This window comes from Mesorhizobium muleiense, assembly GCF_900099905.1.
GTDB lineage: Bacteria > Pseudomonadota > Alphaproteobacteria > Rhizobiales > Rhizobiaceae > Mesorhizobium > Mesorhizobium muleiense.
The window spans coordinates 49,941-75,136 of the sequence record NZ_FNEE01000015.1; the positions used below are offsets into that span (position 1 = coordinate 49,941).

Annotated in this window: 23 protein-coding genes; 8 read left to right on the top strand and 15 right to left on the bottom strand. The window is 61.7% G+C overall.

The features are described 5' to 3' along the window. Nucleotides 1-21 precede the first annotated feature (21 nt). Entirely contained in the window at nucleotides 22-1,533 is a 1,512-nt protein-coding gene (locus BLT09_RS22800) for a sugar ABC transporter ATP-binding protein (RefSeq protein ID WP_091596979.1), read from the top strand. Nucleotides 1,534-1,576: 43 nt separating this feature from the next. Here the strand turns inward: BLT09_RS22800 and BLT09_RS22805 are convergent, their stop codons facing one another. Both BLT09_RS22805 and BLT09_RS22810 read right to left on the bottom strand, forming a co-directional pair. Then, entirely contained in the window at nucleotides 1,577-1,894 is a 318-nt protein-coding gene (locus BLT09_RS22805; protein WP_091596982.1) for an antibiotic biosynthesis monooxygenase family protein, read from the bottom strand. Between the two features lie 76 nt (nucleotides 1,895-1,970). Beyond that, nucleotides 1,971-2,852 (bottom strand): alpha/beta fold hydrolase, encoded by an 882-nt coding sequence (locus BLT09_RS22810; RefSeq protein WP_091596984.1) that lies wholly within the window; start codon nucleotides 2,850-2,852, stop codon nucleotides 1,971-1,973. A gap of 293 nt (nucleotides 2,853-3,145) precedes the next feature. Here BLT09_RS22810 and BLT09_RS22815 point away from each other — a divergent pair, with 293 nt between their 5' ends. The 3 genes from BLT09_RS22815 (at nucleotide 3,146) to BLT09_RS22825 (ending at nucleotide 5,810) form a co-directional block, all read left to right on the top strand. Then, complete coding sequence (locus tag BLT09_RS22815) at nucleotides 3,146-3,526, top strand: c-type cytochrome (RefSeq protein ID WP_091596987.1); 381 nt, start codon at nucleotides 3,146-3,148, stop codon at nucleotides 3,524-3,526. A 111-nt stretch (nucleotides 3,527-3,637) separates the two neighbouring features. Next, nucleotides 3,638-4,585 carry a heme o synthase gene (locus tag BLT09_RS22820; RefSeq protein WP_091596990.1) on the top strand — a complete coding sequence of 316 codons (948 nt, stop codon included), beginning with the start codon at nucleotides 3,638-3,640 and terminating at the stop codon, nucleotides 4,583-4,585. A 406-nt stretch (nucleotides 4,586-4,991) separates the two neighbouring features. Next, the gene (locus tag BLT09_RS22825) at nucleotides 4,992-5,810 is read left to right on the top strand and encodes a DUF2189 domain-containing protein (protein WP_091597213.1); all 819 of its coding nucleotides are present in this window, start codon (nucleotides 4,992-4,994) and stop codon (nucleotides 5,808-5,810) included. 57 nt (nucleotides 5,811-5,867) lie between these two features. Here BLT09_RS22825 and BLT09_RS22830 read toward each other — a convergent pair whose 3' ends face one another. The 6 genes from BLT09_RS22830 to coxB form a co-directional block, all read right to left on the bottom strand. Continuing rightward, a complete protein-coding gene (locus BLT09_RS22830; RefSeq protein ID WP_023802548.1) occupies nucleotides 5,868-6,341 on the bottom strand; it encodes an aminoacyl-tRNA deacylase in 474 nt (157 codons plus the stop codon). A 179-nt stretch (nucleotides 6,342-6,520) separates the two neighbouring features. Then, complete coding sequence (locus tag BLT09_RS22835; RefSeq protein ID WP_091596994.1) at nucleotides 6,521-6,925, bottom strand: cytochrome C oxidase subunit IV family protein; 405 nt, start codon at nucleotides 6,923-6,925, stop codon at nucleotides 6,521-6,523. Between the two features lie 31 nt (nucleotides 6,926-6,956). After that, nucleotides 6,957-7,679, bottom strand: a complete 723-nt coding sequence (locus tag BLT09_RS22840) for a heme-copper oxidase subunit III family protein (RefSeq protein ID WP_023802546.1) — start codon at nucleotides 7,677-7,679, stop codon at nucleotides 6,957-6,959. A 13-nt stretch (nucleotides 7,680-7,692) separates the two neighbouring features. Beyond that, nucleotides 7,693-8,397, bottom strand: a complete 705-nt coding sequence (locus tag BLT09_RS22845; protein WP_091596997.1) for a cytochrome c oxidase subunit 3 — start codon at nucleotides 8,395-8,397, stop codon at nucleotides 7,693-7,695. Next, nucleotides 8,394-10,163, bottom strand: a complete 1,770-nt coding sequence (gene ctaD / locus BLT09_RS22850) for a cytochrome c oxidase subunit I (RefSeq protein WP_023802544.1) — start codon at nucleotides 10,161-10,163, stop codon at nucleotides 8,394-8,396. The genes BLT09_RS22845 and ctaD overlap by 4 nt, the downstream gene beginning before the upstream one ends. 89 nt (nucleotides 10,164-10,252) lie before the next feature. Next, entirely contained in the window at nucleotides 10,253-11,068 is an 816-nt protein-coding gene (gene coxB / locus BLT09_RS22855; protein ID WP_023802543.1) for a cytochrome c oxidase subunit II, read from the bottom strand. Nucleotides 11,069-11,195: 127 nt separating this feature from the next. Here coxB and BLT09_RS22860 point away from each other — a divergent pair, with 127 nt between their 5' ends. Further along, nucleotides 11,196-11,504, top strand: coding sequence for a hypothetical protein (locus tag BLT09_RS22860; RefSeq protein ID WP_091596999.1), 309 nt, complete (start codon nucleotides 11,196-11,198; stop codon nucleotides 11,502-11,504). A 10-nt stretch (nucleotides 11,505-11,514) separates the two neighbouring features. On the opposite strand, the gene BLT09_RS22865 is transcribed toward BLT09_RS22860, so the two are convergent. After that, nucleotides 11,515-12,423 (bottom strand): LysR family transcriptional regulator, encoded by a 909-nt coding sequence (locus BLT09_RS22865; protein WP_091597002.1) that lies wholly within the window; start codon nucleotides 12,421-12,423, stop codon nucleotides 11,515-11,517. Between the two features lie 148 nt (nucleotides 12,424-12,571). On the opposite strand from BLT09_RS22865, the gene BLT09_RS22870 reads away from it, so the two are divergent. Further along, nucleotides 12,572-14,020 carry an MFS transporter gene (locus BLT09_RS22870; RefSeq protein ID WP_413468445.1) on the top strand — a complete coding sequence of 483 codons (1,449 nt, stop codon included), beginning with the start codon at nucleotides 12,572-12,574 and terminating at the stop codon, nucleotides 14,018-14,020. Between the two features lie 45 nt (nucleotides 14,021-14,065). On the opposite strand, the gene radC is transcribed toward BLT09_RS22870, so the two are convergent. Then, nucleotides 14,066-14,830 carry a RadC family protein gene (gene radC / locus BLT09_RS22875; RefSeq protein ID WP_027156241.1) on the bottom strand — a complete coding sequence of 255 codons (765 nt, stop codon included), beginning with the start codon at nucleotides 14,828-14,830 and terminating at the stop codon, nucleotides 14,066-14,068. Nucleotides 14,831-14,879: 49 nt separating this feature from the next. After that, on the bottom strand, nucleotides 14,880-15,707 hold the full coding sequence (gene map, locus BLT09_RS22880) for a type I methionyl aminopeptidase (RefSeq protein ID WP_023802538.1): 828 nt from the start codon (nucleotides 15,705-15,707) through the stop codon (nucleotides 14,880-14,882). 301 nt (nucleotides 15,708-16,008) lie between these two features. On the opposite strand from map, the gene BLT09_RS22885 reads away from it, so the two are divergent. Further along, nucleotides 16,009-16,305, top strand: coding sequence for a DUF982 domain-containing protein (locus BLT09_RS22885; protein ID WP_091597008.1), 297 nt, complete (start codon nucleotides 16,009-16,011; stop codon nucleotides 16,303-16,305). A gap of 134 nt (nucleotides 16,306-16,439) precedes the next feature. Continuing rightward, entirely contained in the window at nucleotides 16,440-17,120 is a 681-nt protein-coding gene (locus BLT09_RS22890) for a DUF2161 domain-containing phosphodiesterase (RefSeq protein ID WP_023802536.1), read from the top strand. A gap of 36 nt (nucleotides 17,121-17,156) precedes the next feature. Here the strand turns inward: BLT09_RS22890 and BLT09_RS22895 are convergent, their stop codons facing one another. The 4 genes from BLT09_RS22895 to BLT09_RS22910 form a co-directional block, all read right to left on the bottom strand. Further along, on the bottom strand, nucleotides 17,157-18,845 hold the full coding sequence (locus BLT09_RS22895) for a GNAT family N-acetyltransferase (protein WP_091597011.1): 1,689 nt from the start codon (nucleotides 18,843-18,845) through the stop codon (nucleotides 17,157-17,159). Nucleotides 18,846-18,867: 22 nt separating this feature from the next. Beyond that, entirely contained in the window at nucleotides 18,868-20,205 is a 1,338-nt protein-coding gene (locus BLT09_RS22900) for an HlyD family type I secretion periplasmic adaptor subunit (protein ID WP_091597014.1), read from the bottom strand. A 12-nt stretch (nucleotides 20,206-20,217) separates the two neighbouring features. Continuing rightward, a complete protein-coding gene (locus tag BLT09_RS22905) occupies nucleotides 20,218-22,911 on the bottom strand; it encodes a type I secretion system permease/ATPase (RefSeq protein ID WP_244529115.1) in 2,694 nt (897 codons plus the stop codon). A gap of 172 nt (nucleotides 22,912-23,083) precedes the next feature. Next, nucleotides 23,084-25,087: a hypothetical protein gene (locus BLT09_RS22910; RefSeq protein ID WP_091597020.1), complete on the bottom strand. Its 2,004-nt coding sequence runs from the start codon at nucleotides 25,085-25,087 to the stop codon at nucleotides 23,084-23,086. Nucleotides 25,088-25,196: the final 109 nt, after the last annotated feature.

Consider the following 25,196-nt stretch of genomic DNA (forward strand, 5'->3'; position numbering starts at 1 on the left):
GGGAACCGGGAGGATCAGCCCATGCAGACTGCGCGCCAGCAGGATCGGCAGACCTTGGTCGCCGCAGTGCATAACGCGACGAAGCAATATCCCGGCGTGCTTGCGCTCGACGATGTCGATTTCGAAATTCACCAGGGCGAAGTCCGTGCCTTGCTCGGCAAGAATGGTGCGGGGAAATCGACACTGATCCGGCTGCTGACCGGGGCCACTGTACCTGACAGCGGCGAGGTCACGATCGATGGCGCGGCGCTGACCGGTTCCGGCACCCAGCGCACGGTCGAATCTGCCCGGCTCGGTGTGCGCGCCGTCTATCAGGAGCTCAGCCTGATCGTCGGCATGAGCATCGCCGAGAATCTGTTCCTCGGTCGCTGGCCGTCCAGTATGGGCGTGCTTTCCCATGGCGAAATGGAACATCAGGCGCGCGAGACGCTGGCCCGACTCGGGCTGAAGCTCGATCCGCGCCGCCGCGTCGCGACGCTGAGCCCGGCCGAACGACAACTCGTCGAGATCGCCCGCGTCATGATCGGCGAACCGAAGCTCGTCATCCTCGATGAGCCGACCAGCTCGCTTGCGGCCGCCGAGGTCGCACTCCTGTTCAAGGCAGTGCGCAGCCTGGCCGCCGCCGGCATCGCGGTGATCTATGTCAGCCATCGCATGAGCGAGATCCGGCAGATCGCCGAGGCCGCCACGGTGATGCGCGACGGCAGGGTTGCGGGAACCGTCGAGGTTGCCGGCGCCGACACCGCAGAGATCATCCGGCTGATGCTCGGTCACAGCGAGCAGAAGGATCGGCTCGTCGGCGAGGCGAGGGGAGGCGATACGGTGCTGTCGGTGCGGCATCTTGCCGTGCCGCCGAAGCTCGCCGGTGTCAGCTTCGACCTCAAGCGCGGTGAAGTGCTGGGCTTTGCCGGACTGCTCGGCTCCGGCCGCACCGAGTTGCTCAGGGCGATCGGCGGGCTCGATGCCGTGCGCGCCGGCACGGTCCTGCTCGATGAAAAGGACATCACTCGCGGCTCCTATGGCGAGCGGGTCAAGAGCGGTATCGGCATGACGCCGGAAAGCCGCAAGGAGGACGGCATCATGCCGCTGCTCGGTGTGGACGAAAACACCGTCGCCACCGACTTCTCGAAGGTGGCGGTGAACGGGGTGATCTCGGCATCAAAGATGGCAGAAGCGGCAGGCGACACCATCCGTCGTATCGGCATCAAGACGGCGCGTATCGATACGCCGGTCGGCACGCTTTCGGGCGGTAACCAGCAGAAAGTGGTGATCGGCCGCTGGATCTATGCCGGCAGCCGGATCCTGCTGCTCGACGAGCCGACCCGCGGTGTCGACGTCGAAGCGAAGTCGCAAATCTACGCTCTCATCCGGCGGCTTGCCGGAGAGGGGAAAAGCATCATTTTCGTGTCCAGCGAGATCGAGGAACTGCCCAAGGTCTGCGACCGGGTCCTGGTGTTGAAGGATGGGGGCTTCGTGCAGGAATTCGTCGCGCCCGGGATTGAGACCGACGCGCTGATGGCCGCCTGTCTTTAGGACTCCGCTGACGAAATCGCGAGTATCAGCCGTCGCCGCCGCCCTAATCGCGAGACGACTGATTGACGATGATTCGCATCACGGTGACCCGTTCGGGCAACTCGACGAGGAACTCTTCGTCGCGCGGCAGGTGATGGATCTTATGCGGGTCACCGCCGGTGAAGCTCGCCATGGCTTCGACATCAGGCCAGTACGAGATCGTCACGAACTCTGTCTCTTCTTCGCGATACAACTGCACGCCAAGTGCCTTCTCCTGAAGCGGCGGAATGCCTTCGCGGCGTAAATAGGGCTCGTAGACGTCCGCCAGATCACGGCGTGTCGTTCCCCGCCAGATCCGGGCGATTGCGGCGTTGTCGATCATGGAGTGCGCTCCTCTCGATGGATTGTCATGAGGATGGGGCAGCGATGGCGGATCCGCTGCGGTGTTGTGCGGGCGATTAATGCAGGACCTTGCCCAGAAACCGTCGCACCAGTGGCAGGGCGACCTCGAAGTGTGTCTCCAGCAGCCAGTGCCCTGCGTCGTCCAGCAAATGCAGCTCGGCCTCGGGGAGATCGCGCAGATAGGCGCGCGCTGCCGGCTCGGGCATGTATTCGTCCTTCGTTCCCCAAAGGATCATTGCCGGTGGCCGGTGTTCGCGCAGGTATGCCTGGTAACGAGGGAACCAGTCGAGATTAGCTTTGAGCTTCTCCATCAGTCCGACCGAAAGCGCACGGCGCACAGGCGTATCCATCAGCGGCCAATGCAACTTCCACAGATCGGGCGGGACACGTCGAGCGACGTCGTCATCGACTTCGCCTACGAACTCGGCGCGAAAGCCGTCTTCGCTCACCGCCTGTTCGAGCGGTGCACGGTTGGCTGGCGAAGGATCACGCCAGAAGCGCCGGATCGTTTCGTATTTCGGGCCAAGAGCATCGGCGTAGATGTCGCCATTCTGGATGATCAGGGCCCTGATCCGCGATGGGTGCGCTATGGCGTGGCGCAGGCCGATCTGCGAGCCGTAGTCGTGCAACCATAGCGCGTAGCTGTCGAGCTCCAGCGCGTCGGTGAACCGCTCCAGGAACGTTGCATAGGCATCAAAATCATAACCGAACCGTGCCGGATCGCCACTGTAGCCAAAGCCGGGGAAATCCGGCGCGACCGTCCGCCACCGATCGGCGAGCGCCGGCATCAGCCGGCGATATTGGAAGGATGAGCAGGGATAGCCATGCGGAAGCAGCAACACCGGCGCGGTTTCAGGACCTGCTTGTCTGTAAAAGACGGTGTCGCCGTCGATCGTGCGGGTGCCGTGGCGCACCTCCAGGTCGCTCCTGTCGTTCATACACTTCTCTGATCTTTTGATCTTCCAGATGTTTAACCGTAGCTGGTCTAACGCCATTACCCGGTATGCGTTCCGATTGCGCTCGACGCCGATCGGCCTGCCTCGTCGCTTCGGCGCCAATCTTGCTGGTCGACTTCTTCTATCTGCCGGCCAGATTTTGTGGTATGTAGATGCCGCAATTCCATGCGGGAGACGCGGATATTCCGCTCTGTCGTGCAAGGGGCGCATGACGGCGAAAGTGTCGGCAGGCGCAGATCGTCCAAGGCAGATTTGGCGATCGGGGAGGAAATGCCATGCGTGCAATCGCGTTTTTCGCAGTCGTGTCCGTTGCGACCTTTGTCACGAGCCAATCCCAGGCACAGGATGCCGCCGCCGGTGAGAAGGTCTTCGCCAAATGCAAGGTTTGTCACGTCGTTGACAAGGACCAGAACAAGGTCGGTCCGTCGCTGAGCGGCGTCATCGGCCGGACGGCCGGCACGCATCCCGGGTTCAAGTATTCCAAAGCCATGACTGAGGCGGGCGCGTCCGGCGTCAAATGGGACGACGCCACGCTGACGAATTATCTTCGCGATCCCAAGGCCATGATCAAAGGTGGGAAGATGGCGTTTCCCGGCCTCAAGAAGGACGAGGATCTCGCCAACGTCATCGCCTATCTGAAGCAATTCTCCAAATGACCCGGTTCTTCCGCCAGGAAGTAACCCGGTTCTTCCGCCAGGAAGTAACCCGGTTCTTCCGTCGGCCGATGGGCCGGCCAGATTGCGTGTGCCAATCGGTAGTCGCCTGAAATGTCGGCTCGGGAAAGCGGCCTCAAGGATACCGGTATCCAGATCTCTGAAGCGACGGTCAGTGATTTCTTCGCGCTTTTGAAACCACGCGTCATGGCGCTTGCTGTCTTTACCGCTTTCGTCGGCCTGATGGTGGCGCCCGGGGCGATGAACCCGGTCATCGCCGTGATTGCAATCGGTGCAATTGCGGTTGGAGCGGGAGCGGCCGGGGCACTCAACATGTGGTACGATGCCGATATTGACGCGTTGATGTCGCGCACCTCAAAGCGGCCGGTCCCGTCAGGCCGGGTCACGCCAGGCGAAGCGCTCGGCTTCGGCATGGTGCTTTCCGTACTTTCGATCATGACGCTCGGCGTGCTGGTGGGGTGGCTCGCCGCATCGCTGCTGGCCTTCACCATCTTCTTCTACGTCGTCATCTACACGATGTGGCTGAAACGCTCGACGCCGCAGAACATCGTCATAGGTGGTGCCGCGGGCGCGCTTCCTCCGGTCATCGGGTGGGCGGCCGCCACCGGCGCCGTCGGGGTTGAAAGTCTCGTCCTGTTTCTGATCATTTTCCTCTGGACGCCGCCGCATTTCTGGGCGCTCGCGCTGTTCAAGATCGGCGACTATGCTGCGGCCGGCATTCCGATGATGCCGAACGTGGCCGGCCAGGCTTCGACCAGAAAGCAAATCTTCGTCTATTCGCTGATCCTGGCGCCAATCGGCGTGCTCCCTTGGGCTGTCGGATTCGCGAGCGGATTGTACGGGATTGTTTCGGCCGCATTGGGCGCGGGTTTCATCTGGCATGCCTGGAAGCTTCTGGTCGACAAAAGATTGGCTGAAGGGTGGGAGATGAAACGCGCAAAGGCGCTGTTTGCCTATTCGATTCTCTATCTTTTCGCGATCTTTGCCGTGCTGCTTGCCGATACCGTTGCAATGCGTGTCGTCATGTCAGCCGGAAATTGACGGCATGACCTGCCTCGTGGCTGCATTGAATCCTGATGTTCTCGGATTGTTTGCCGGGTTGAGAATCGGCGATTGCTGAACGAGGTGCGTCCGAACCTGCTCAAACCTCACGTTGGCACTGCGCAGAATCCCAGCACCAGCAGAATAACTATGCCAAGGCCGAGTATAAGAACGGTCTTTCCATCCATGACCTTCACCCTTCAACCCAGCTTTGAGACTAGCGAAGAAAGGCCGTTAGAGCTAGCGGGATCACCGGAGCCGTCCCCGCAGACAAAGGGCGGCGACAAATGCCATGCAAGAGCGTATGTTGATCATGGTGCGGGTCGCGGTTTTGCGTGGCCAGTCACGCTGAACGACAGCACCGTGAAATCGCGACCTTTACCGGACCTGGTCTGGAGGAATGGTCATGGCAAGTTTTCACGTGATTGCAGGCGCCAGCGAGACGCTGGAGCACACCAGAATTCGAAAGATAGGCGTTTCCGACCTTTTCGACGCGCTCAAGCGTGGCGTCGACGATTTCATGGTCAAACCGTCGCACATCGTTTTCCTCTGCCTGATTTATCCGCTTGTCGGCGTCGTGCTCGCTGTCTGGACGTCGGGCAACAACACGTTGCCGCTGTTGTTTCCGCTGGTGTCTGGTTTTGCGCTGATTGGCCCGTTCGCGGCGCTCGGCCTGTATGAGATCAGCCGGAGGCGGGAGGCCGGGCTCGACGCCTCATGGAGCCACGCTTTCGAGGTCAGGAATTCTCCAGCGCTGCCGGCCATCGCGGCGGTCGGGATCATGCTGCTTGCGATCTTTGTCGCCTGGCTGTTGACCGCGCAGATATTTTATCAGCAGGTGTTCGGTCCAGCCCCGCCGGAATCACTGCCCAGCTTCATCAGTGAAATATTCGCCACCGGGCGCGGCTGGACGCTGATTATCGTTGGCCACGCGATCGGCTTCGTTTTCGCCGCGGTGGTGTTGTGCACCACGGTCGTCGCGTTCCCGTTGTTGCTCGACCGCGACGTCGGCGCCTACGAAGCCATCCACACCTCGGTGCGGGTGGTCCTGGCGAACCCGATCGTGATGGCTGTCTGGGGCCTGATTGTCGCCGTCGCCCTGATCATAGGCTCGCTGCCGGTGTTCGCCGGGCTGGCGGTGGTGCTGCCGATCCTCGGTCACGCCACCTGGCACGTCTATCGGAAAGTCGTGGAATCGCCAGCCTCCACCAGACCGGCGGACTGAAAAAACTCTGCCCTGCCGCACCGGCGAGAGGCCGCTGCGGCAGGTTGGCAAGAGTGCTTAGTAAGCCGGGTAGCTAAAGCGGGCTTGCTGTGCGTCGCTGGTCAGGTTGCGGAAATCCTTGCCGCTGACATGCACGAGCGTCCTGTGGTCGCCACCCTCGAAATAGATATCGCCGGCATTGCCGAGGCTTTCATCGACAATCACCGGCACATCGTAGGCCGCGCCGATCGGCGGGATGGCGCCGGTGTCGCAATCCTCGAAGAGCGAAACCACCTCGTCCTCGGAGGCGAGCCCAATACGCTGGTGCATGACGTCCTGCAATGTGCCGAGCTCGATCCTGTGCGTGCTCGGGACCACGGCCAGCGCATAGCCACCGTCGTGGTGAACCACCACCGATTTGGCCATTATGCTGCCGGGCACATGTGCCGCTAGGGCGGACTGCCTGCTTGTCGACGTGCGGTGGTGCTCGACGGTATCGTAGGAAATTCCTTTCTCGTCGATAAAGTCCTTCAATCTGTTTGCGATCGTCATCTTGAGCCTCCCTTCCTGGAGTTCGCGACGGAGAACCGACGAAAATCGTTCTCCTTCTGTCGTTTTCCGGTGGTGACAAAAATGGGCCAGCTGTCGACCGTTTCAAGGCAACGCAGAGCGGGCCGTGAACAGCCCCTCCGGCCCGCGACGGGAAATGCTGCCCGAACCCGGATTGCGCGTCAGGGCTCGGTCCCAAAAAACAGCGTCCGGGTGAGAAGCGTGTACTCCGATTCGAAGACCATCATTGCCACGAACACCAGCACCAGGATCGGCGGCAATATGATCGCATAGGTCAGCGCCAGCCGCTCCCAGGCCATGTGCATGAAGACCGCGACGATCAGCCCGGCCTTGAGCATCATGAAGATCAAGATCAGCGACCATCTGAGATAGCCGTGGAGGCCGACATAGTCGACCAGATAGGAGCAGGCGCTGAGGATGAACAGCCATGCCCAGACCACCAGATAGAGCCTGATCGGGTGCTCCTGATGGACTTCCGCAGGGGCAATGCCTGCTGCTGCCGCATCATGCGCTTGCGTTCCGTGCAGCGTATGTTGCCCCAGACCGTTTGCGGTTGCTTCAGCCATATCTGCCTCTCACCAAAGCCATGTCTGCCTCTCACCAAAGATAGAAGAATGCGAAAATGAACACCCAGACCAGGTCGACGAAATGCCAGTAGAGCCCCATGATCTCGACGTGCTCGTAGCGGCCCCTGCGACTGGTGAAGAACCCGGGCCGGCCGGTTTCGTAATCTCCGCGCCAGACCTTTCGCGCGACGATGATCAGGAAGATCACCCCGAACGTCACATGGGTGCCGTGAAAGCCGGTGATCATGAAGAAGGATGACCCGAACTGCGCCGCACCCCACGGATTGCCCCAGGGCCGCACCCCCTCGGAGATCAGCTTGGTCCATTCGAAGGCCTGCATGCCGACGAAGGTTGCGCCGAGCGCTGCGGTCAAAAGCATCAGGATCGCCGTCTTGCGGCGGTCGTGGCGGTAGCCGAAATTCACCGCCATGGCCATCGTTCCGCTGCTCGAGATCAGCACGAAGGTCATGATCGCGATAAGGATCAGTGGAATATTCGAGCCGCCGATATGAAGGGCAAAGACCTCGCTCGGATTGGGCCACGGCACTCGGGTGGACATGCGCGCGGTCATGTAGGAGAGCAGGAAGCAGCCGAAGACGAAGGTGTCGCTGAGCAGGAAGATCCACATCATGGCCTTGCCCCAGGACACGTTCTTGAACGCGCGCTGATCCGAGGACCAGTCGGCGGCGACGCCTTGCAAGCCAGCCGGCCGCGCCTGTGCCTGGCCGGTATGCGTCACTGTCGTGTCTGCCATCCGTCCGGCCCTCCTAGGTCAGCAGCTGTCGGCAAATTTCGATAAAAGTCGCGGCCCAGCCGGCCAGAAGTGCAAAAATGGCGAGCCAGACGAAAAGCAGGAAATGCCAGTACATGGCGCACAGTTCGACGCTGAGGCGAAGCCGCTCCGGCCGTGCTCCGTTCCAGGCGCCGGCAGTTGTTCTGCCCAGGCCCACCAGCCCGCCCAGTATGTGCAGCCCATGCATCCCGGTTATCAGGTAGAAAAAACTGTTGGCCGGATTGGCGGTCAGCAAGTAGCCGTCGGCGGTCAGTTCCCGCCAAGCCACAAGCTGTCCAACCAGGAAGGCAAGCGCGGTGAGCCCAGCCGTGACGAGGCCGAGCCTGACCGCGTCGATCTCGCCCCGGCGCGCAGCGACCGAGGCGCATTGCAGCGCGATGCTGCTCAGGACCAGCACGCCGGTGTTGAACCAGAGCACGCGCGGCAGCGGCAGCGCCTGCCAGTCCGACAGCGCCATGCGCATGAAGTAGGCGCTGGTGAAAAGCGCAAACAGGCAGCCGACGACGGCGAGGAAGACGCCGAGCCCGATCTTGGCGGTCGGCAGCGCCGATCCTTCCGGGCCTATAATATCCCCGATCAAACCTTGCTCGAGCCATGGCTTGGCCATCAGCCGCTGATGGGAAAGCCACCATCCGACAAAGCCGACGATGACGAGGAGGAAGACCAGAATGACGCTCATGCCGGCTCCCTGGAGGATCCGAAGGAGCCCGGCATGTTTTGCGGGATAAAGTCCTCCTTGGCGCCCGGGACGCTGTAGTCATAGGCCCAGCGATAGACGATTGGCAGTTCCTTGCCGAAATTGCCATGGGCGGGCGGTGTTTCGGACGTCTGCCATTCAAGCGTCGTGGCGCGCCACGGATTGCCGCCGGCCTCGCGGCCGTGGCGAATGCTCCAGATCAGATTGAACAGGAACACGATTTGGGCGAAGCCGACGAGGAACGCCATGATGCTGATGAACGCGTTCAGATCGTGGGCCGACTCGGTCATCACCGTCGTGGCGGTCAGTTCGTTGTAGCGGCGCGGCACGCCCATCAGGCCGATGTAGTGCATGGGAAAGAAAATCAGATAGGCCCCGAGGAAGGTGACCCAGAAATGGAACTGGCCCATGGCCTCGTTCAGCATCCGGCCAGTGACCTTCGGGTACCAGTGATAGATCGCCCCCAAGATCACGAGGATCGGGGCAACGCCCATGACCATATGGAAATGGGCAACGACGAACATCGTGTCCGATAGCGGAACGTCGACGACGACGTTGCCGAGAAACAGTCCGGTCAGCCCGCCATTGACGAAGGTGACGATGAAGGCCAGCGCAAAAAGCATCGGCACGGTGAGGTGGATGTCGCCGCGCCACAATGTCAGCACCCAATTGTAGACCTTGATCGCGGTCGGGACGGCAATGATCAATGTCGTGGTGGCGAAGAAGAAGCCGAAATAGGGATGCATGCCGCTGACATACATGTGGTGCGCCCAGACCACGAAGCTCAGCGCGCCGATGCCGACGATGGCCCAGACCATCATCCGGTAGCCGAAGATGTTCTTGCGCGCATGGGTGCTGATCAGGTCGGACACGATGCCGAAGGCCGGCAGCGCCACTATGTAGACCTCGGGGTGGCCGAAGAACCAGAACAGATGCTGGAACAGGATCGGGCTGCCGCCGCCGTGCTGCAGTTGTTCGCCCATCTCGACGATGGCCGGCATGAAGAAGCTGGTGCCGAGCGCACGGTCGAACAGCATCATCACGCAGGCGACAAACAGCGCCGGGAAGGCGAGCAGCGCCATGACTGTCGCGGTGAAGATACCCCAGACGGTCAGCGGCAGGCGCATCAGCGTCATGCCGCGTGTGCGGGCCTGCAGCACCGTCACGACGTAGTTCAAGCCGCCCATGGTGAAGCCGATAATGAACAGGATCAGCGAGACGAGCATCAGGATGATGCCCCAGTCCTGGCCGCCTGGTGTGCCGGTCATGATCGCCTGCGGCGGGTAGAGCGTCCAGCCGGCGCCGGTCGGTCCGCCGGGCGCAAAGAAGCTCGACACCAAAACCAGCACGGCGAGCAGGTAGATCCAGTAGCTCAGCATGTTGACATAGGGAAAGACCATGTCGCGCGCGCCGACCATCAGCGGGATCAGGTAGTTGCCGAATCCGCCCAGGAACAATGCCGTGAGCAGGTAGATCACCATGATCATGCCGTGCATGGTGATGAACTGGTAGTAGGCTTCCGGGGTGATGAAGTCGAAGGTGCCGGGGAAGCCGAGCTGCAGCCGCATCATCCAGGACAGCACCAGCGCCACCATGCCGATTGCCGTCGCCGTCGCCGAATACTGGATGGCGATGACCTTGGCGTCCTGCGAAAAGACGTACTTCGTCCACCAGCTGTGCGGATGGTAGAGTTCCATCTCCGCGACTTCGGCCGGCGGTACCCCATCTGCAGGTGTGACATCGACCATATAGGAACACCTCCGTGTCCTTTTCGGCCAGGCTCGACAGTTTCGAGCCGTGCCGCAATTTCAACCCAAATCGCCGTCTTTGCCGGCGTCTACTCTGCCGAGCCCACCTGCTGGGGGGCCGACAATTGCGCAAAAGTCTGCTGTTCGCCGAGCCACGCCAGATAGTCTTCCGGCGTGTCGACCATCACCACGCCATTCATCAACGGGTGCCCCTGGCCACAAAGCTCGGCACACAGGACCTGAAAAGTTCCGGTCTTGGTCGGGGTGAACCAGAAATAGGTGACCGAGCCCGGGATCATGTCCATCTTGGCGCGGAATTCCGGCACGTAGAAATCGTGCAGCACATCGATCGAGCGGAGCAGCATCTTGACCGGCTTGCCGACCGGCAGATGCAGATCGGCGGCTTCGACGACGACATCGTCCTGGCCGTTGGCGTCACTGGGGTCTACGCCGAGAGGATTTTCAGGGCTGACGTTGCGGGTGTCGGACGTGCCGAGCTTGCCGTCCTTGCCGGGCAAGCGGAAACTCCACTGCCATTGCTGGCCGACGACTTCGACCTCGGTTGCGTCGCTTGGGACGCTGACGAACTGATTCCAGACGAACAGGCCGGGAACCAGCATGGCGGTGACGCCGATTGCGGTGACGATCGTCAGCCACCATTCGAGCCGCTTGTTCTCGGGTTCGTATGCAGCCTGGTTGCCCTCCCGGTGACGGAAGCGGAAGACGCAATAAGCCATGAATAGGACGACGGCGGCGAAGACGACGCCGGTGATCCAGAAGGTGATGATGATGGTGTTGTCGATATAGTCCCAATTAGAGGCAATCGGCGTCCACCACCATGGGCTCAGGAAGTGGAACAACACTGAGCCCACAACTACCAAAACGAGTACAAGCGCTATGGCCATATCCCGTTCCTCCCGGCATTCCAAGGGCGCGAAGCCGTCCCAGGAAATGCCAAATGCATCATAGCTCGATTTCCGGTCGAAATTCTAGTGCGGTCTTCCCGTCAGACGAAAACGCAATGGCGATGATGTGGAAGAACCCAAGAAGAAGAAGGCTGCGGCGAAGAAAAAACCTGCTGGGGCAGCGAACAACACGGCGTTCTGCCGGATCGTGAAAGGCCGCCGGCTCGCGGGGGAGGAGGCTGGTTCGGAATGGTGCCGACGCGATAAAGGCGATTGTTTTTTCGCCGACCGGCTCCTGCTGTCCCTGGCGATTCGGCTGCTGTCGGGGCGAGGCGAGGCCGATTTCGACCTAACCGGGTTCAGCGAGGCGGTCGGTCGGAATCGCCGGCACCTGCAACATAGAGTTGCTGTGATCAAATCAGCAACGCTCCCTTGACCGTTGCGCTTTAAGAGATCCAGTGAGTTTTTCCGGTGCAAACGTCTCGAACGCAGCCGCGCAGCCACCGGTGCGCCGGATCGGCATCCAGCCGCGGGTGCCACAAAAGTGAGACCGAGATTTCCGGCAGGGTAACCGGCAGAGGGAACCAGAACATTCCATCGCGCAGGTTTCCCGTATAGCGTTCGGGAACGCTGGCGATCAGGTCTGAGGCACGCGCCAGAGCCAGAGCTTCCGAAAAGCCGCTGACGACCGTCACGATCTCCCGTTTCAACTCTAACGGCGCAAGGGCATCGTCGATCGGTCCCCTGTCGAGTCCGCGACGGGAGATGAGGATGTGCCGGCCGGCTGCGTAGCGGGCAGGGGTCATCGTGACCTCGCACAATGGATGTCCCATCCGCACGACGCCGACGAAACGATCACGGAACAGCGCTTGCGCGCGCATCTCCGGTCCCGTGGCCTTTCCGACAACGCCGGTTTCCAGGTCTACGCTACCGTCGCGCAGAGGCGTGCTGTCCTTGTCCGGCTTCAGCACAAAACGCAGCCGCACGCCCGGTGCTTGTTCGTCGACGCGCGCAATGAGATCCGGCCCGAAATTCTCGACAAAGCCATCCCTGTTTCTAAGCGTGAAGGTCCGCTCAAGCCGTTTCAGGTCGAGTATCTCAACAGGACGCAAAACGGCTTCGGCGCTCTGCACAAGCTGACCGACGCGCTCGCGGAGCTCGAGGGCCCGAGGTGTCGGAACGAGGCCGCGTCCGGCCCTGACCAGCAGCGGATCGCCCGTCGTCTCACGCAATCGCGCCAGCGCCCTGCTCATCGCCGACGGGCTCAGCCGCAGCCTTCTGGCGGCGCGCGCCACGCTGCCTTCCGTCAACAACACGTCAAGCGTGACAAGCAGATTGAGGTCGGGATGCGACATATGATGATCGTAGCATGGCCGGCACGCTCTGACATGGCGTCAAACGCAACAATTACGTGCAAATTGATGCGCCTTCCGCCATCTCAAGCAAAGGACTACCTGTCTGCCAGCTCCGTTTCGGGAGTCGCGCCAGAAAACGGAGTTCATGTTGAAGCCAATCGATGCAGGACGGGCAGTCGCCGAAAATCCAGAACGGGCACCTGCGGTTCGGTGGGCGCTCGCCAGCCTTTCGCTATCGATGTTGCTGTCCTCGCTCGGCATCAGCATCGCCAATGTCGCCTTGCCGACGTTGACGCAGGCGTTCGACGCCTCGTTCCAGGAGGTCCAGTGGATCGTGCTGGCTTACCTCCTCGCCATCACCACCCTGATCGTCAGCGTCGGGCGACTGGGTGACATCACCGGTCGCCGGCGGCTGCTGCTGGCCGGGCTGTTCCTGTTTACGGTGGCCTCGGTCCTGTGTGGCGTTGCGCCGACGCTCTGGCTGCTGATTGCAGCCCGGGCGGCCCAGGGCTTGGCGGCGGCCATCATGATGACCCTGACCATGGCTTTTGTCGGTGAGACGGTGCCGAAGGCAAGGACCGGCAGCGCCATGGGGCTGCTCGGAACGATGTCGGCGATCGGCACCGCTCTCGGTCCCTCGCTCGGCGGTCTGCTGATTGCCGGAGCCAGTTGGCGGGCGATCTTCCTCGTCAACGTGCCACTGGGCTTGCTGGCATTTTGTCTCGCCTACCGCTATCTGCCGGCTGATCGCCGGGAGCCGAAGACGGATCGGGCCGGCTTCGACGTTGTCGGCACGCTGCTGCTTGCCCTGACGCTTGGCGCCTATGCGCTCGCGATGACGATCGGGCGTGGCAGTTTTGGTCAGCTCAACCTGGCTCTATTCGTGGCTGCAGTCTTCGCGGCCGGTTTGTTTGTGCTTGTCGAGGCGAGAGTGGCGTCGCCTTTGATCCGATGGGCCGCTTTCGGCAATACGACGTTGAGCGCGAGCCTCGCCACGAGCGCGCTCGTTGCGACGGTGATGATGGCGACACTGGTGGTCGGGCCGTTCTATCTGTCTCGTGCGCTCGGGCTCGACGCCGCTGTTGTTGGCATCGTCATGTCGGTCGGTCCGCTTGTCGCCGCGCTGACAGGTGTGCCGGCTGGTCGCATAGCCGACCGTTTTGGCGCTGGGCGCATGACCGTCATTGGGCTTATCGCGATAGCCGCCGGTTGCTTCATTCTATCCGTGATGCCGGCAATATCGGGCATCCCTGGCTACATCGCCCCGATCGCCGTCATCACATCTGGCTATGCGCTGTTTCAAACGGCAAACAACACCGCTGTCATGTCGGATATCCGCCCGGACCAGCGGGGCGTCATTTCCGGCTTGCTCAATTTGTCGCGCAATCTCGGGCTCATCACCGGCGCATCCGTCATGGGCGCTGTGTTCGCATTCGCCTCAGAGGCCATCGACATCCCAACGGCGCGGCCCGACGCCGTCGCCACCGGTTTGCGCATCACGTTTGCAGTCGCGGCAATACTGATCATCGTCGCGCTCGTCGTTGCGGTCGGAGGCCGCGTTCTCGCGGCACGCCCGTCACTGCCTGGCGTGTCATGATACCAGACGGAACGCTTTCGGGCCGACGCATGTTCAAGCAGGGCGTCAGATCAGCAGCAGGCCCTTCATGCTGGCATGACCCTTCTTGCCGATGATGATGTGATCGTGGACGGCGATGCCGAGCGGTTTGGCCGTCTCGATGACCAGTTTGGTCATCTCGATGTCGGCGCGCGACGGCGTCGGGTCGCCTGACGGATGATTATGCGCCAGAATGATCGCGGTGGCGGAGAGCTCGAGCGCGCGCTTGACCACTTCGCGCGGATAGACCGGCGTGTGGTCGACGGTGCCGACCTGCTGCACCTCGTCGGCGATCAGCGCGTTCTTCTTGTCGAGAAACAGGATACGGAACTGCTCGCGCTCCTCGAAGGCCATGACCGACCGGCAGTATCCGAGAACCTGCGTCCAGGACGACAGCACCTCGCGGCCCTTGATCTCGCTACGCGCCGCGCGTTGGGCCGTGGCGGCAACGATCTTCAGCTCAAGGGCCACCGTCGGGCCGATACCTCTGACCTCCTCAAGCCGCGCGACCGGCGCGCCAAGCACCTCGGCCAGCGTGCCGAATCGTGCCAGCAATGCCTTGGCGACGGGCTTGGTGTCGGCGCGGGGGATCAGGCGAAACAGCAAGAGCTCCAGCAATTCGTAGTCGGGGAGGGCGTCGGAACCGGCCGCAAACCGTTGGCGCAAGCGGTCGCGATGGCCGAGATAGTGCGGCTTTTCGGGCGACTTATCGACCGAATTGGCTTTCGCGAGCGGTTTTATCGGTGTTTCGGGAAAGAAGATCCGTTCGTCATCGTCGCTGGTCTTTCCCATAGGCCGCCCGCATTTTCTTGACCGGAAAGATCCGGCCCTCGCGCAAACACTATGCTGGCAGGCCGGGGCGGTCGAGGTTTTTTGGCGACAGCGTGAAAATCTCGCATCCGGTTTCGGTGACGCCGATCGTGTGCTCGTACTGCGCCGACAGCGAGCGGTCGCGTGTCACCGCCGTCCAGCCATCCGACAGCACTTTTACGTGCGGCCGGCCGAGATTGATCATCGGTTCGACGGTGAAGATCATGCCCGGCCGCATCTCGACGCCCTCGCTGGCGCTGCCATAGTGCAGGATGTTCGGCGCATCGTGAAAGAGCTGGCCCACGCCGTGGCCGCAGAAATCGCGCACCACCGAGCAGCGCTCGGCTTCGGCATAGGTCTGGATGGCGGCGCCGATGGCGCCGGTGCGGGCGCCGGGCCTGATCGCGGCGATGCCGCGCATCAGGCATTCATGCGTGACCTCGAGCAGGCGCTCGGCGGCGCGCTTGATCGTGCCCACCGGATACATGCGCGAGGAATCGCCATGCCAGCCATCGAGGATGTAAGTGACATCGATGTTGACGATGTCGCCGTCCTTCAACGGCTTGCTGTCGGGGATGCCATGGCAGACGACGTGGTTGATCGAGGTGCAGGAGGACTTGGTGTAGCCGCGATAGTTGAGCGTCGCCGGCAATGCGCCGTGATCCATGCCGAACTCGAAGACGAAGCGGTCGATGGTTTCGGTGGTGACGCCCGGCGCGACGATCGACACCAGTTCGTCGAGGCAGCGCGCGGTGAGATCGCAGGCCTTGCGCATGCCGGCAAAGCCTTCTTCGCCATAGAGGCGGATCTGGCCGGTGTTTCTGAGCGGTGCCGTGGCGGCGTCGAGATAGGTGACCATTGTGTCCGTCTTGCCGGGTGAAAGGGCTTCTGTTGAGCCCGCGAGAAAAGTCCCCCAGATTTGGCACCGGACGGCGCCAGGTTCAAGGACGAACTGCCGGCGATTGGGCTCAAGCCGGCGATATTCATGCTTTGCGGCTTCATCTTGTGCGTGTCCGGCCCCATGCCGGGCCGTTCGTCCGCACTGACGACATATTTTGTGAGCAAGAAGTTTCTGGGCAAGAAGCGGGGCCTGAGCGGAAAGCTGGTCAAAGCAACTTTTTGCGGCGAGCGGGGTTGCTGCGCGTTCTGGAGAGACAGGAATGGACAGATTGCAATTCGAGGTGCCGGTGCGCATCACGACCGCGCCTGGCCTGCCGGTCGAGGAAATATACAGCGTCGAACAGGCGCTGGATTTCCTGCAAGGCTGGCCGGTTCGCCGCCAGGGCCCAGTCTATCAGGCCGCGTTCAACGCCTGCTTCGGCGCCACCGTCGACCTGGTCGAGACCGAGGAGGCTTGCCGGGCGTTCATGGCATTCTGCCGGATGAGCCGCCTGCTGGCCAGGGATATGATGGTCCCGCGCAAGCGCGGAGGCGAGGCGAGGGGGCTGAGGGCTTAACGGCTGAGTGGGCAAGTCCCAGCAAATTGCTTGATGCATGGCTCCGTGTGTTGACGAGTGGCAAATCTGCCCTCGGTGGCAACGCCTGTCGGTGATGCTGTGCCAACCAGCCACGAATCGGCTATGCGTCGCGCATGCAGGAAACGTCTCTCTACATCCCGGTGAAGCGGTTTCTTGAGAGTCTGGACTTCACTGTCAAAGGCGAGGTTGGCGGCTGCGATGTCGTGGGACTGCGTGACGGCGAGCCGCCCGTGCTCGTCATCTGCGAATTGAAGCTGCAGTTCAACCTCGAGCTCATTCTTCAAGGTGTTGACCGTGCTGCGTCATGCGACGAGGTCTGGCTCGCGGCGAGGATGTCAAGTCGAGGCAAGGGCCGCGAGCACGATCGCCGGTTCCGTGCGCTGTGCCGGCGGCTCGGTTTCGGCCTTCTCGGGGTTGGCTCCGCCGGCAACGTCGAATTGCTGCTCAGTCCGGCCGCCTTGCCGCCCCGGCGAGACCCGAGGCGAAGATCGCGCCTGGTGGACGAGCATCGGCGCCGGCGCGGCGACCCTGTAGTCGGCGGCGGCTCCCGTACGCCGGTGATGACCGCTTACCGGCAGGACGCGCTGGCCTGCGCCGCTGCCATGGTCGACGGCCCAAAACGCCCGCGCGATCTGAAAACCATTTCGCCACGCGCCGCCAATATCCTGCTTCACAATGTCTATGGCTGGTTCGCCAGGGCCGAGCGCGGCGTTTATGCGCTTACCGACGTTGGCCGTGCTGCGCTACAGCGCTGGCCTCAATCGGCTTCCGACGAGGCGGCACGAGTCGTTTGAGCGACTTGCAGCGGCAGGCAGACAACGAAGCCCCCGTCAAGTGACAGAAGAGGTGGAGCGGCTTACGGTTGCCGGCCGCGCAACCGTGAGCAGAGTGGTCAGCCCCAGCGGCAGCGACGGCTGGATGACGGGCTTCTCGCGCTCAGGTTTCTTTAGAATGTAGAGCGGCTTGGCTGTCCTCAGCTGCTGCAATTGTCGCCGGGCCTTGGCGCGCAGGGCGGTTTCCGCGGGGGCGGGCGATCCATTCTCAAGGACCAGCGTGAAAGCTTGGGCCGCCTCGTCCGTCCGCTGCAGAGCGAGAAGGCTGCGGCCCAGCGCATAAGGCGCCAGAATGAGGCCTGGATTGAGGTCCGTTGCTCGCCCAAACGACTCGATGGCTGCGGAGTGGTCGTTTAGCGACTGCTGTGCAATGCCCAGGCAAAGCCAGGCGTTTACAGATTGCGGCGACATGGCTGCAAGCGCGCCGAAGCATTCCGCAGCCTGACGGTGATCGCCCTTGGTGCCCAGAACGTGACCGAGTCCGTACAGAGCCTGATCATGTGTCGGCTCGGTGTTCAGGATCTGGCGATAGATGTTTTCGGCCTGGATGATCCAACCCTTCTTGTGGAGGCCGGCCGCCTGCTGCAACGCGCCGACCAAGGATCGCCTGTCCAACTGGTCGCCAAGGTTCCGGCCGGTTTTGGTCCGCACAAGAGTGCAGTTGAGGACGGTGTCGTGGGTGCCGAAGGAATATTTGTAAGGTTCGTTGCCGCGCAGGAAATCGTATGTCCGGAAACCGTTCTCGATCGCGCGGCGGATGCAATAACCGTGCAGGACCAGTCCCGACGGCAGCATGTCGGCCGTCTCGTCGCGCCCGACCATGTGGAACAGCATGCTCTTCTTGACCGGATCGAGGAAGATCGCGAGAGCGCTCAAGGGCCGGTCGCCGTGCCAAAGTACAGGCACAAACAGCGTGCCCCGTTCGAAAGCTTGCCTGAACAGCGATCGGTTGCTCTTGACCAGGCCGGGAACCAGCTTCCCTTTCCGCGGCGTCCACTTGATGCGCCAGAACTCGAGCAGGATGTCGATATCGCGCTCGATGGTAGAGGCGTCGGCATGCGTTATGCGAAACTCGTCAGAGTTCTCCAGTTTCCGGAGAAATCTCCGCATCTTTTGGCGGGTGTTAGCGCTGAGATTGTGCAGAAGATAATCTTCCCATGAGGACGGGAGGTCGATGGCCGGGCATATGCAGTTGTCAATATTGTCAACCTGGTTGACGCGCCTTATCCGACGCATCGTCAGCCGATTGTCGGAAAGCTGCTCCATCAGCCAGCCTATCCTGCGTTCCGACATCCGCAGGTTTTCCAGATGCAGGCTGGCCCAATGCATCGTCTTCAGATGCTTCGCGAAAACCGCGATTGCCCGGTAGGCGTATTCCGGCGCGCAGAGGATGCCGGTATAATCGGCTGCGAGGTTTCCCCCCATATACACTTCATGGTAGATTTCGCCGGTATTTTTCCTCATGCTGGTGCGCAGCCGGAGCGGCAGAAGCGCGACATAGGGAGAACCCGGCGGCCCCTTGCGCGCCGCCAAAATGAACCATTCACCGTCGAAGCGTCGAAGATAGTGGGAAAGAAAGTCCCACGAGACGAAGAAATGCGCGTCAGGATCCCTGGCGTAGAGGTCGTCCCAGTTGTCGCGAAGCCCGTTCAGTTCTTCCGGGCGTGTCAAGACGTCGATCTGCATATTTACCCCCCCGCCTCTACGGTCAGCGCTCATTAAATGCCCTAGCCATGCTGTCCTTGATCGGCTTGGACAGGTAGCTGAAAAAGGTCCGCTCCGCCGTCTGGATGAGAATTTCAGCGGGCATGCCTGGCGTCGGAACAAATCCAGGCACGCGAGCCAATTCGCTGACTGGCAGGTTGACGCGCGCCAAATAGACCTCCTTTGCGGTCGGGCCGGAGGCGTCGGGGAGCGAGTCGGCCGAGACGTAGTAAACTTCGCCGTTCAGAACCGGCGTCGTGCGCGCGTTGAGCGCGACCAGCCGTACCGTCGCCTTTTGTCCGACCTTGACATTGTCGATCTCGGTGCGAGGCACCTGCGCTTCTATGATAAGCGGCACATTCGCCGGCAAGATCTCCATGATGCTCTTGCCGCTCTCGATCACGCCGCCGGACGTGTGGTAGAACAGCCGCACAACAGTGCCCGAAACCGGCGCATTGATCGTCGCTCGGCGCAGCACGTTTTGCGCCTCGCGGGACTGTTCGCGGATGCTGTCCAGTTCGGTTTCAACGCCCTCGAGTTCGTCGAGCGCCGCCTGGCGGTAGGCGTTTTCTGTCTGCCGCATCTCCTGTTCGTGCTTGATGACCTGGGCGCCGGTCTCGGATATCTCGGCTGAGAGCCGCCCCATCTGCCCTTCGGCATCTGCTATGGCGCGCTGAATTGCCTTGATCTCGGTCGCGCGGATCAATCCTTGGTCGAGCAGGGTCTTCTTGCCGGTATACTCCTCGCGTAGCAGACCGAGCTGTATCGTGACCGCTTTCAGCAACTGCTCATAACCGCCCGCCCGGAACTTCAGGGCGCCGATGTTCTGGTCGAGCAATCGGATCTCGCTGCTCATTTTGGTGCGCGAGCCCTCGAAGTTGAGACGCTGGCTATGCACGATCGAAGCAATTTCCGGGTCGTCGCGATTTTCGGTTATTGTGGCCGGGAACGTAATCGTCTCCGCCCCGTGCACCTCGGCGGTCAAGCGTGCCACGATCGCTTCAAGGCGCGCCTGGCGGAAGAACAACTGCCGTTCCTTTGCCCGCGCGGCCGTTTCGTCGAGCAGCACCAAAGGCTGATCGGTTACGACATGGTCGCCTTCGCTAACCAGAAGCTGCTTGATGATACCCCCTTCGAGGTGCTGGATGATCTTGTTCTGCCCAGTGGCCACGAAGCTTCCTTGCGCGACGATCGCGGCTGCGAGCGGTGCCGTGAATGCCCAGGTGCCAAATCCGCCGAAGGTGACGGCCATCAGCAGCAATCCGGCGGTCGTCTGCTTCCAAATGGAACGCGGAACGGCGCCATACCATTGAGCGTCTTCGATCTTGGCTATTTCCTTCACGGCCGTTCTCTCTCATTTGACCTGAATATTGGCAAAATGGCCGCCATCGAGGCTCATGCCGCGCGCCGCCAAAGCCTGGAGCACGTCCTGACGCATTCCGAAAAGAGCCACGGTGCCGTTGACGAGCACCAGGATCTTATCCACGGTCTGCAGCAAAGCAGGCCGCTGCGTGATCGTGACCATCGTGATCTTTTGCTCTTTGGCTTGCTGTAGAGCGCGCGACAAAGCCAACTCGCCAGCAGTGTCGAGGTTCGAATTCGGCTCGTCGAGGACCACCAATTTCGGGCTGCCGAAAAAGGCGCGCGCCAGAGCGATACGCTGCTTCTGCCCGCCAGAAAGCGGCGCGCCGTCGGCGGCGACAAAGGTCTCGTAGCCATGCGGAAGCGAGGCGATCAGTTCGTGAACGTCGGCCAGCTTGGCGGCTTCGTAGATTGCGCCATCGTCGACGTCTTCGCGCATTCTGGCGATGTTCGCCTTGATCGACCCCGGGAAAAGCTGCACGTCCTGGGGAAGGTAGCCGATGCTTTCACCAAATTGCCGCTGATCCCAGTTCCGCAGGTCCATCAGGTCGAGCCGCACGCTTCCCGAAGTGGGAAGGATCGAGCCGACGAGCATTTTGCCCAGGGTCGTTTTACCGGCGCCCGAATTGCCGATGATCGCCAGCGAGTCTCCGGCCTCCAGCCCAAAGCCGATGCCATTGAGCACGACACGTTTGGTTCCTTGCGGCACGAACAGCAGCCGCTCGACATCGAGGCGCCCTTCCGGACGCGGCAGCTTCAGGCGTTCGAAGTTCAGCGGGGATTCCTTTAGCAGCGCACTGATGCGGCCAAAGGCGGCGCGTGACTGCACAACCTGGTTCCACCCTTCAATCGCACCCTCGATCGGGCCAAGTGCGCGACCGGCAATGATTGACGCGGCGATGACCATGCCGCCCGTGACCGAGCCTTCGATGGCCAGATAGGCGCCCCAGCCGAGCATTATGACCTGGGTCAGCAGCCGGACGCCCTTGGAAAGAGAAGCAAAGGCTATGTTTCTGTCCTGAGCTATGACCTGCCATTTGAGCGAGTTGCCGGTATCCTTGCCCCAGATCCACACGGCTTCGGGGATCATCGCCAGCGCGTTGATGATCTGCGAGTTGCGCGACATCGAATCGACGTGGAGGTTGGCTTTGGTTTGGCTTGTGTTGGCCTCGCCGAACGGCTTGGCGGTTGCGCGCTGGTTGGCGAGCGTGATGGCCAGCAGCAGCAGCGCCGTCGCCACGACGATAAAGCCGAGGTCGGGGTGGATCAGGAATATCGCCAGCATGAACAACGGGGCCATCGGCGCATCGAGAAGAGACAGCAACGTGCCGGACACCAGAAACGTACGCAGCTGCTGAAGATCCCCCAGCGTCTGATATTCGCGCCCGTTGCTGTGCAGTGAAGCCCTGGCGGCTGCGCTGAGGATTGGTCCGCCCAGTTGGGCGGCGACCTCGACCGCTGTGCGCATGAGGATGAAGCGCCGGATGGCATCAAAAACCGACTGCAGGATGACTGCGCCGACGATCACGATCGTCAGCATCACCAGGGTGTCGACCGAGCGGCTCGTCAGCACGCGATCCGAAATCTGGAAGAGGTAGACAGGTATCGCAAGCACCAGCACGTTGGTCGCGATCGTGAAGATCATCACCGCAATGAGGTTCTTCTTGACCGCGCGAAGGCCGGCTGTGAGGCTGGCCGAGAGATCGACTGGGCCGAGACGCTTGTGGAATGCGCCGCCGCCGCCGCCATTGCCGCCGCCACCGCCGCCCCCCTTGCCGGTTCCGGTCGGGCCGCCGCCGCCAGGCACTTCCCGGGCAAGTAAGGGACCGCGGTCGCCCTCGATTGTCACGCCGGGCAGAACCGGCTTGTTCTTCATCTCCTGCGTGGGCGGCTCTACTCGCGCGCTCGGCTGGTCCTGCTTGCCGGGCGCGTCGTTCGGCGCGTTCGGCGTCTTGCGTTCCAATATTTCCGGCTCCGGCTTGCGCGCCGGTTCTTCCTTTGGTGGCAAGGCGCGCTGGGCCGGCTCGGAGATCCGAGGGCTTGGTGGCCGGATCTCCTGCGTGGGCGGCTCTACTCGCGCGCTCGGCTGGTGCTGCTTGCCGGGCGCGTCCTTCGCCGCGTTCGGCGTGTTGCGTTCCAATATTTCCGGCTCGGGCTTGCGCGCCGGTTCTTCCTTTGGTGATACGGTGCGCTGGGCCGGCTCGGAGATCCGAGGGCTCGGTGGCCGGATCTCCTGCGTGGGCGGCTCTACTCGCGCGCTCGGCTGGTCCTGCTTGCCGGGCGGGTCCTTCGGTGCGTTCGGCGTCTTCCGTTCCAATATTTCCGGCCCGGGCCGGCGCGCCGGCTCTTCCATTGGCGCTACGGCGCGCTGGGCCGGCTCGGAGATCCGAGGGCTCGGTGGCCGGATGGGGTCGGGCCTTCTCATGCTGTCTGCGGCTGGAGCAGTGGGCGTGGCCGGCGACGGAGCCGAAGGCACTTTTGCTTGCGGGGAGGGAGGTTGCACCTCGCGTTGCTGAGCGCTTCTATCACCAGGTAAAGGCGCGGTTGAAGGGCGCGCTTGTTCGGTGATCTTGGCTTGTTCGGTGACCTTGGCTGGCGTCGCGTGGCGAAGCGATGTCGGCGTTTCGGCTGGCCGGGCGTCCACTATGCGCCACAATTCGGCAACGACATCGTCCAGTTTTTCCACCGAACGATCGACCGCCCTGCTGTGACGAAACAAAGACTGTGCGATCGGTTCGGCGGCGCTTCGCCCGACTGCTTCGCCGCCGTCATCCGGCCGATCCCATTCTGGTTCCTGGGCGAAAGCGCGCCCGGTTTGATCGCGATCTTCGGTCATTGCTGCCACCCCGGTTCGAAAATCACGCGAGAACACCTTGCATCGGATCGGAATAGGTCTCAGGCACGAGCGAGGGATACGCCACGTTTTGAGAGGCTTCCGGCGCAAGCATGTCATCGTCGAGGAAAGCGACCGCTTCATTCACCAGCACGTCGGGATTCTGGCCGCCAAGATCGGGGCCGGTGGAAATCAGCTCCGCCTGGATGAGGATCTCGTCCGAATAGATGCCGCCGCCTACATAGGTCTTGCCGGTGGAATCCACGTCGGCAATGTAGGCATAATTGACCAGCGAGTTGGTTCCCGTCGAAATTGTCCAGTCCGCCTCCGGATGCGCCAGCGCATTCATGGCCAGGGCCACCTGATCGCTGTCACCAAGAATGGTGGTCTGTTTGATGTATTGCAGATTGAGGATGTCGCCGGAGATGTAGAGCACCCGAATCGCCCCGATGCCCGCGAATGGGCCATCGCCCAGTATGTCGGAAAGGTCGCCGTTGCCGTTCTGCAGGCTTTCACACGCCTTGCGATAAGCTTCAGACATCGCCTCGAAGCGATCGCCGGCGCCGTAATTGACGATGCTGGCCTGGTTCCAAAGCAGATTGTCGCTGGTGGAGGCCGCGCCTTCGCCGGTTGTCTGGAAACCATCGACCGCGCCGATCAGGTCGTTGTCCAGGAGCACGTTCAACTGATGGATGATGTTGGCGTCGTAAATGTTTCCGCCGACGACGATCAGGTCGTAATTGAAGCCCAGTTCGTCCAGCGAAATGTCGTTAGCCGCCGTGTTGGCGCCGGCTGTCACCAGCGTCTTGACTCCCGATGACGACAGGATGGAAACGTCATTGTCCATCATGAAGGTGTATTGCTGGATCCAGTTCATGATGAGCAGGTCGCCTTCGACCTCGGTGACAACCCAGTGCTTGGGAAAGTCACCCTGCTTGGCCTGCGACGCCGCAGCTTCCGCCGACGGATCGATGCGCTTGAACATCGCGATATTGAAGCCTTGGGTCGGATCGGTGGCGTTCAGGCCCCAACCGTTGATGGAGGAACTGACGAGGTCGCTGTCGCACGAGACATTGATCTGAATGATCGCGTTGAGCTCGACATGGTCGCCCATCACCGCGCAAACCGGCGACTGCAGCCAATTGTTGGCCATCGCCACGCTGTTGACGAGGAGATTGCCGCCGGCTTCCAGCTCGACCGAAACATCGATGTCGATGCTTCCGGACCCAGGCGTGTAGGAGGGTTGCTCGGCCTCTTCTTCCTCGTCCTCGTCCTCCTCCTCGGCTCGACGGTGCTTCTCCGGGAGGTGATCGTCGAGCTTGGGCGCTTCGTCCACGGATTGCCCATTGACGTAAGTGCCCTCGATGACGTCGGCCTTGACGACGAAAACATCGGCTTCGCCATCCGTTTCCTCCGGATAGCCGTTGAGCCGTTCGCCGGCTGTCTTGATGACAGCCACTATCTCCTCGGACGAACCCGGCATTTCCAGATCGTCGATCGGCGACAGATCCGCCGCCGCGCCCAGCAAGGTTGCCATTTCGGCAGCATGGTCCGCTGCTGCGGGAGAGAATTTCAGGCCATGTCCGCCAGCGCCTGTATAGTCGTTGTCGGAGAGCCGAACCTCCTGATTGATAAGGACCGCCACCGAGCCAGGGGGCTCGATATGGGGCAGGATCAGGCGTGAGGGCGCACTCCCCATCGGGTACGCTTCCTGGGGAAGCAGGAAACCTGGATAGGCGACGTCCGGCTGCGGGATCGCGGGGATGTCTGGAGGAACGAATTGGAAATCCGACCAGGGTGTCGACAGGACAAGTTTTGGTGGAACTGGCGAATACTCGATGGAGGGAACGAAATCCTTCAGAGTGTATCCTGCGTCGACGTTGACCGTCTGACTGGCAAGCTCTGGCGTTTCTTCCTCGACCGCCTGGGCCGCCTTGAATTCGTCATAGGCTTTCCTGAGACGGGTTTGCTCCAGCGTGATTTCAAAGAGTCCCACAAAGTGGCTGATCGCCTCGGTGATCTTGTCCATATACACGGAAGTTTCCTCCGGTTTTCGAGATCATCCGCGCCCTTGCCGGGTCGCGCTTCTCTTCTCTGGTTCGAAAGACTGCGCGGGGTTTTCCCCCGCGCAGTCCCTT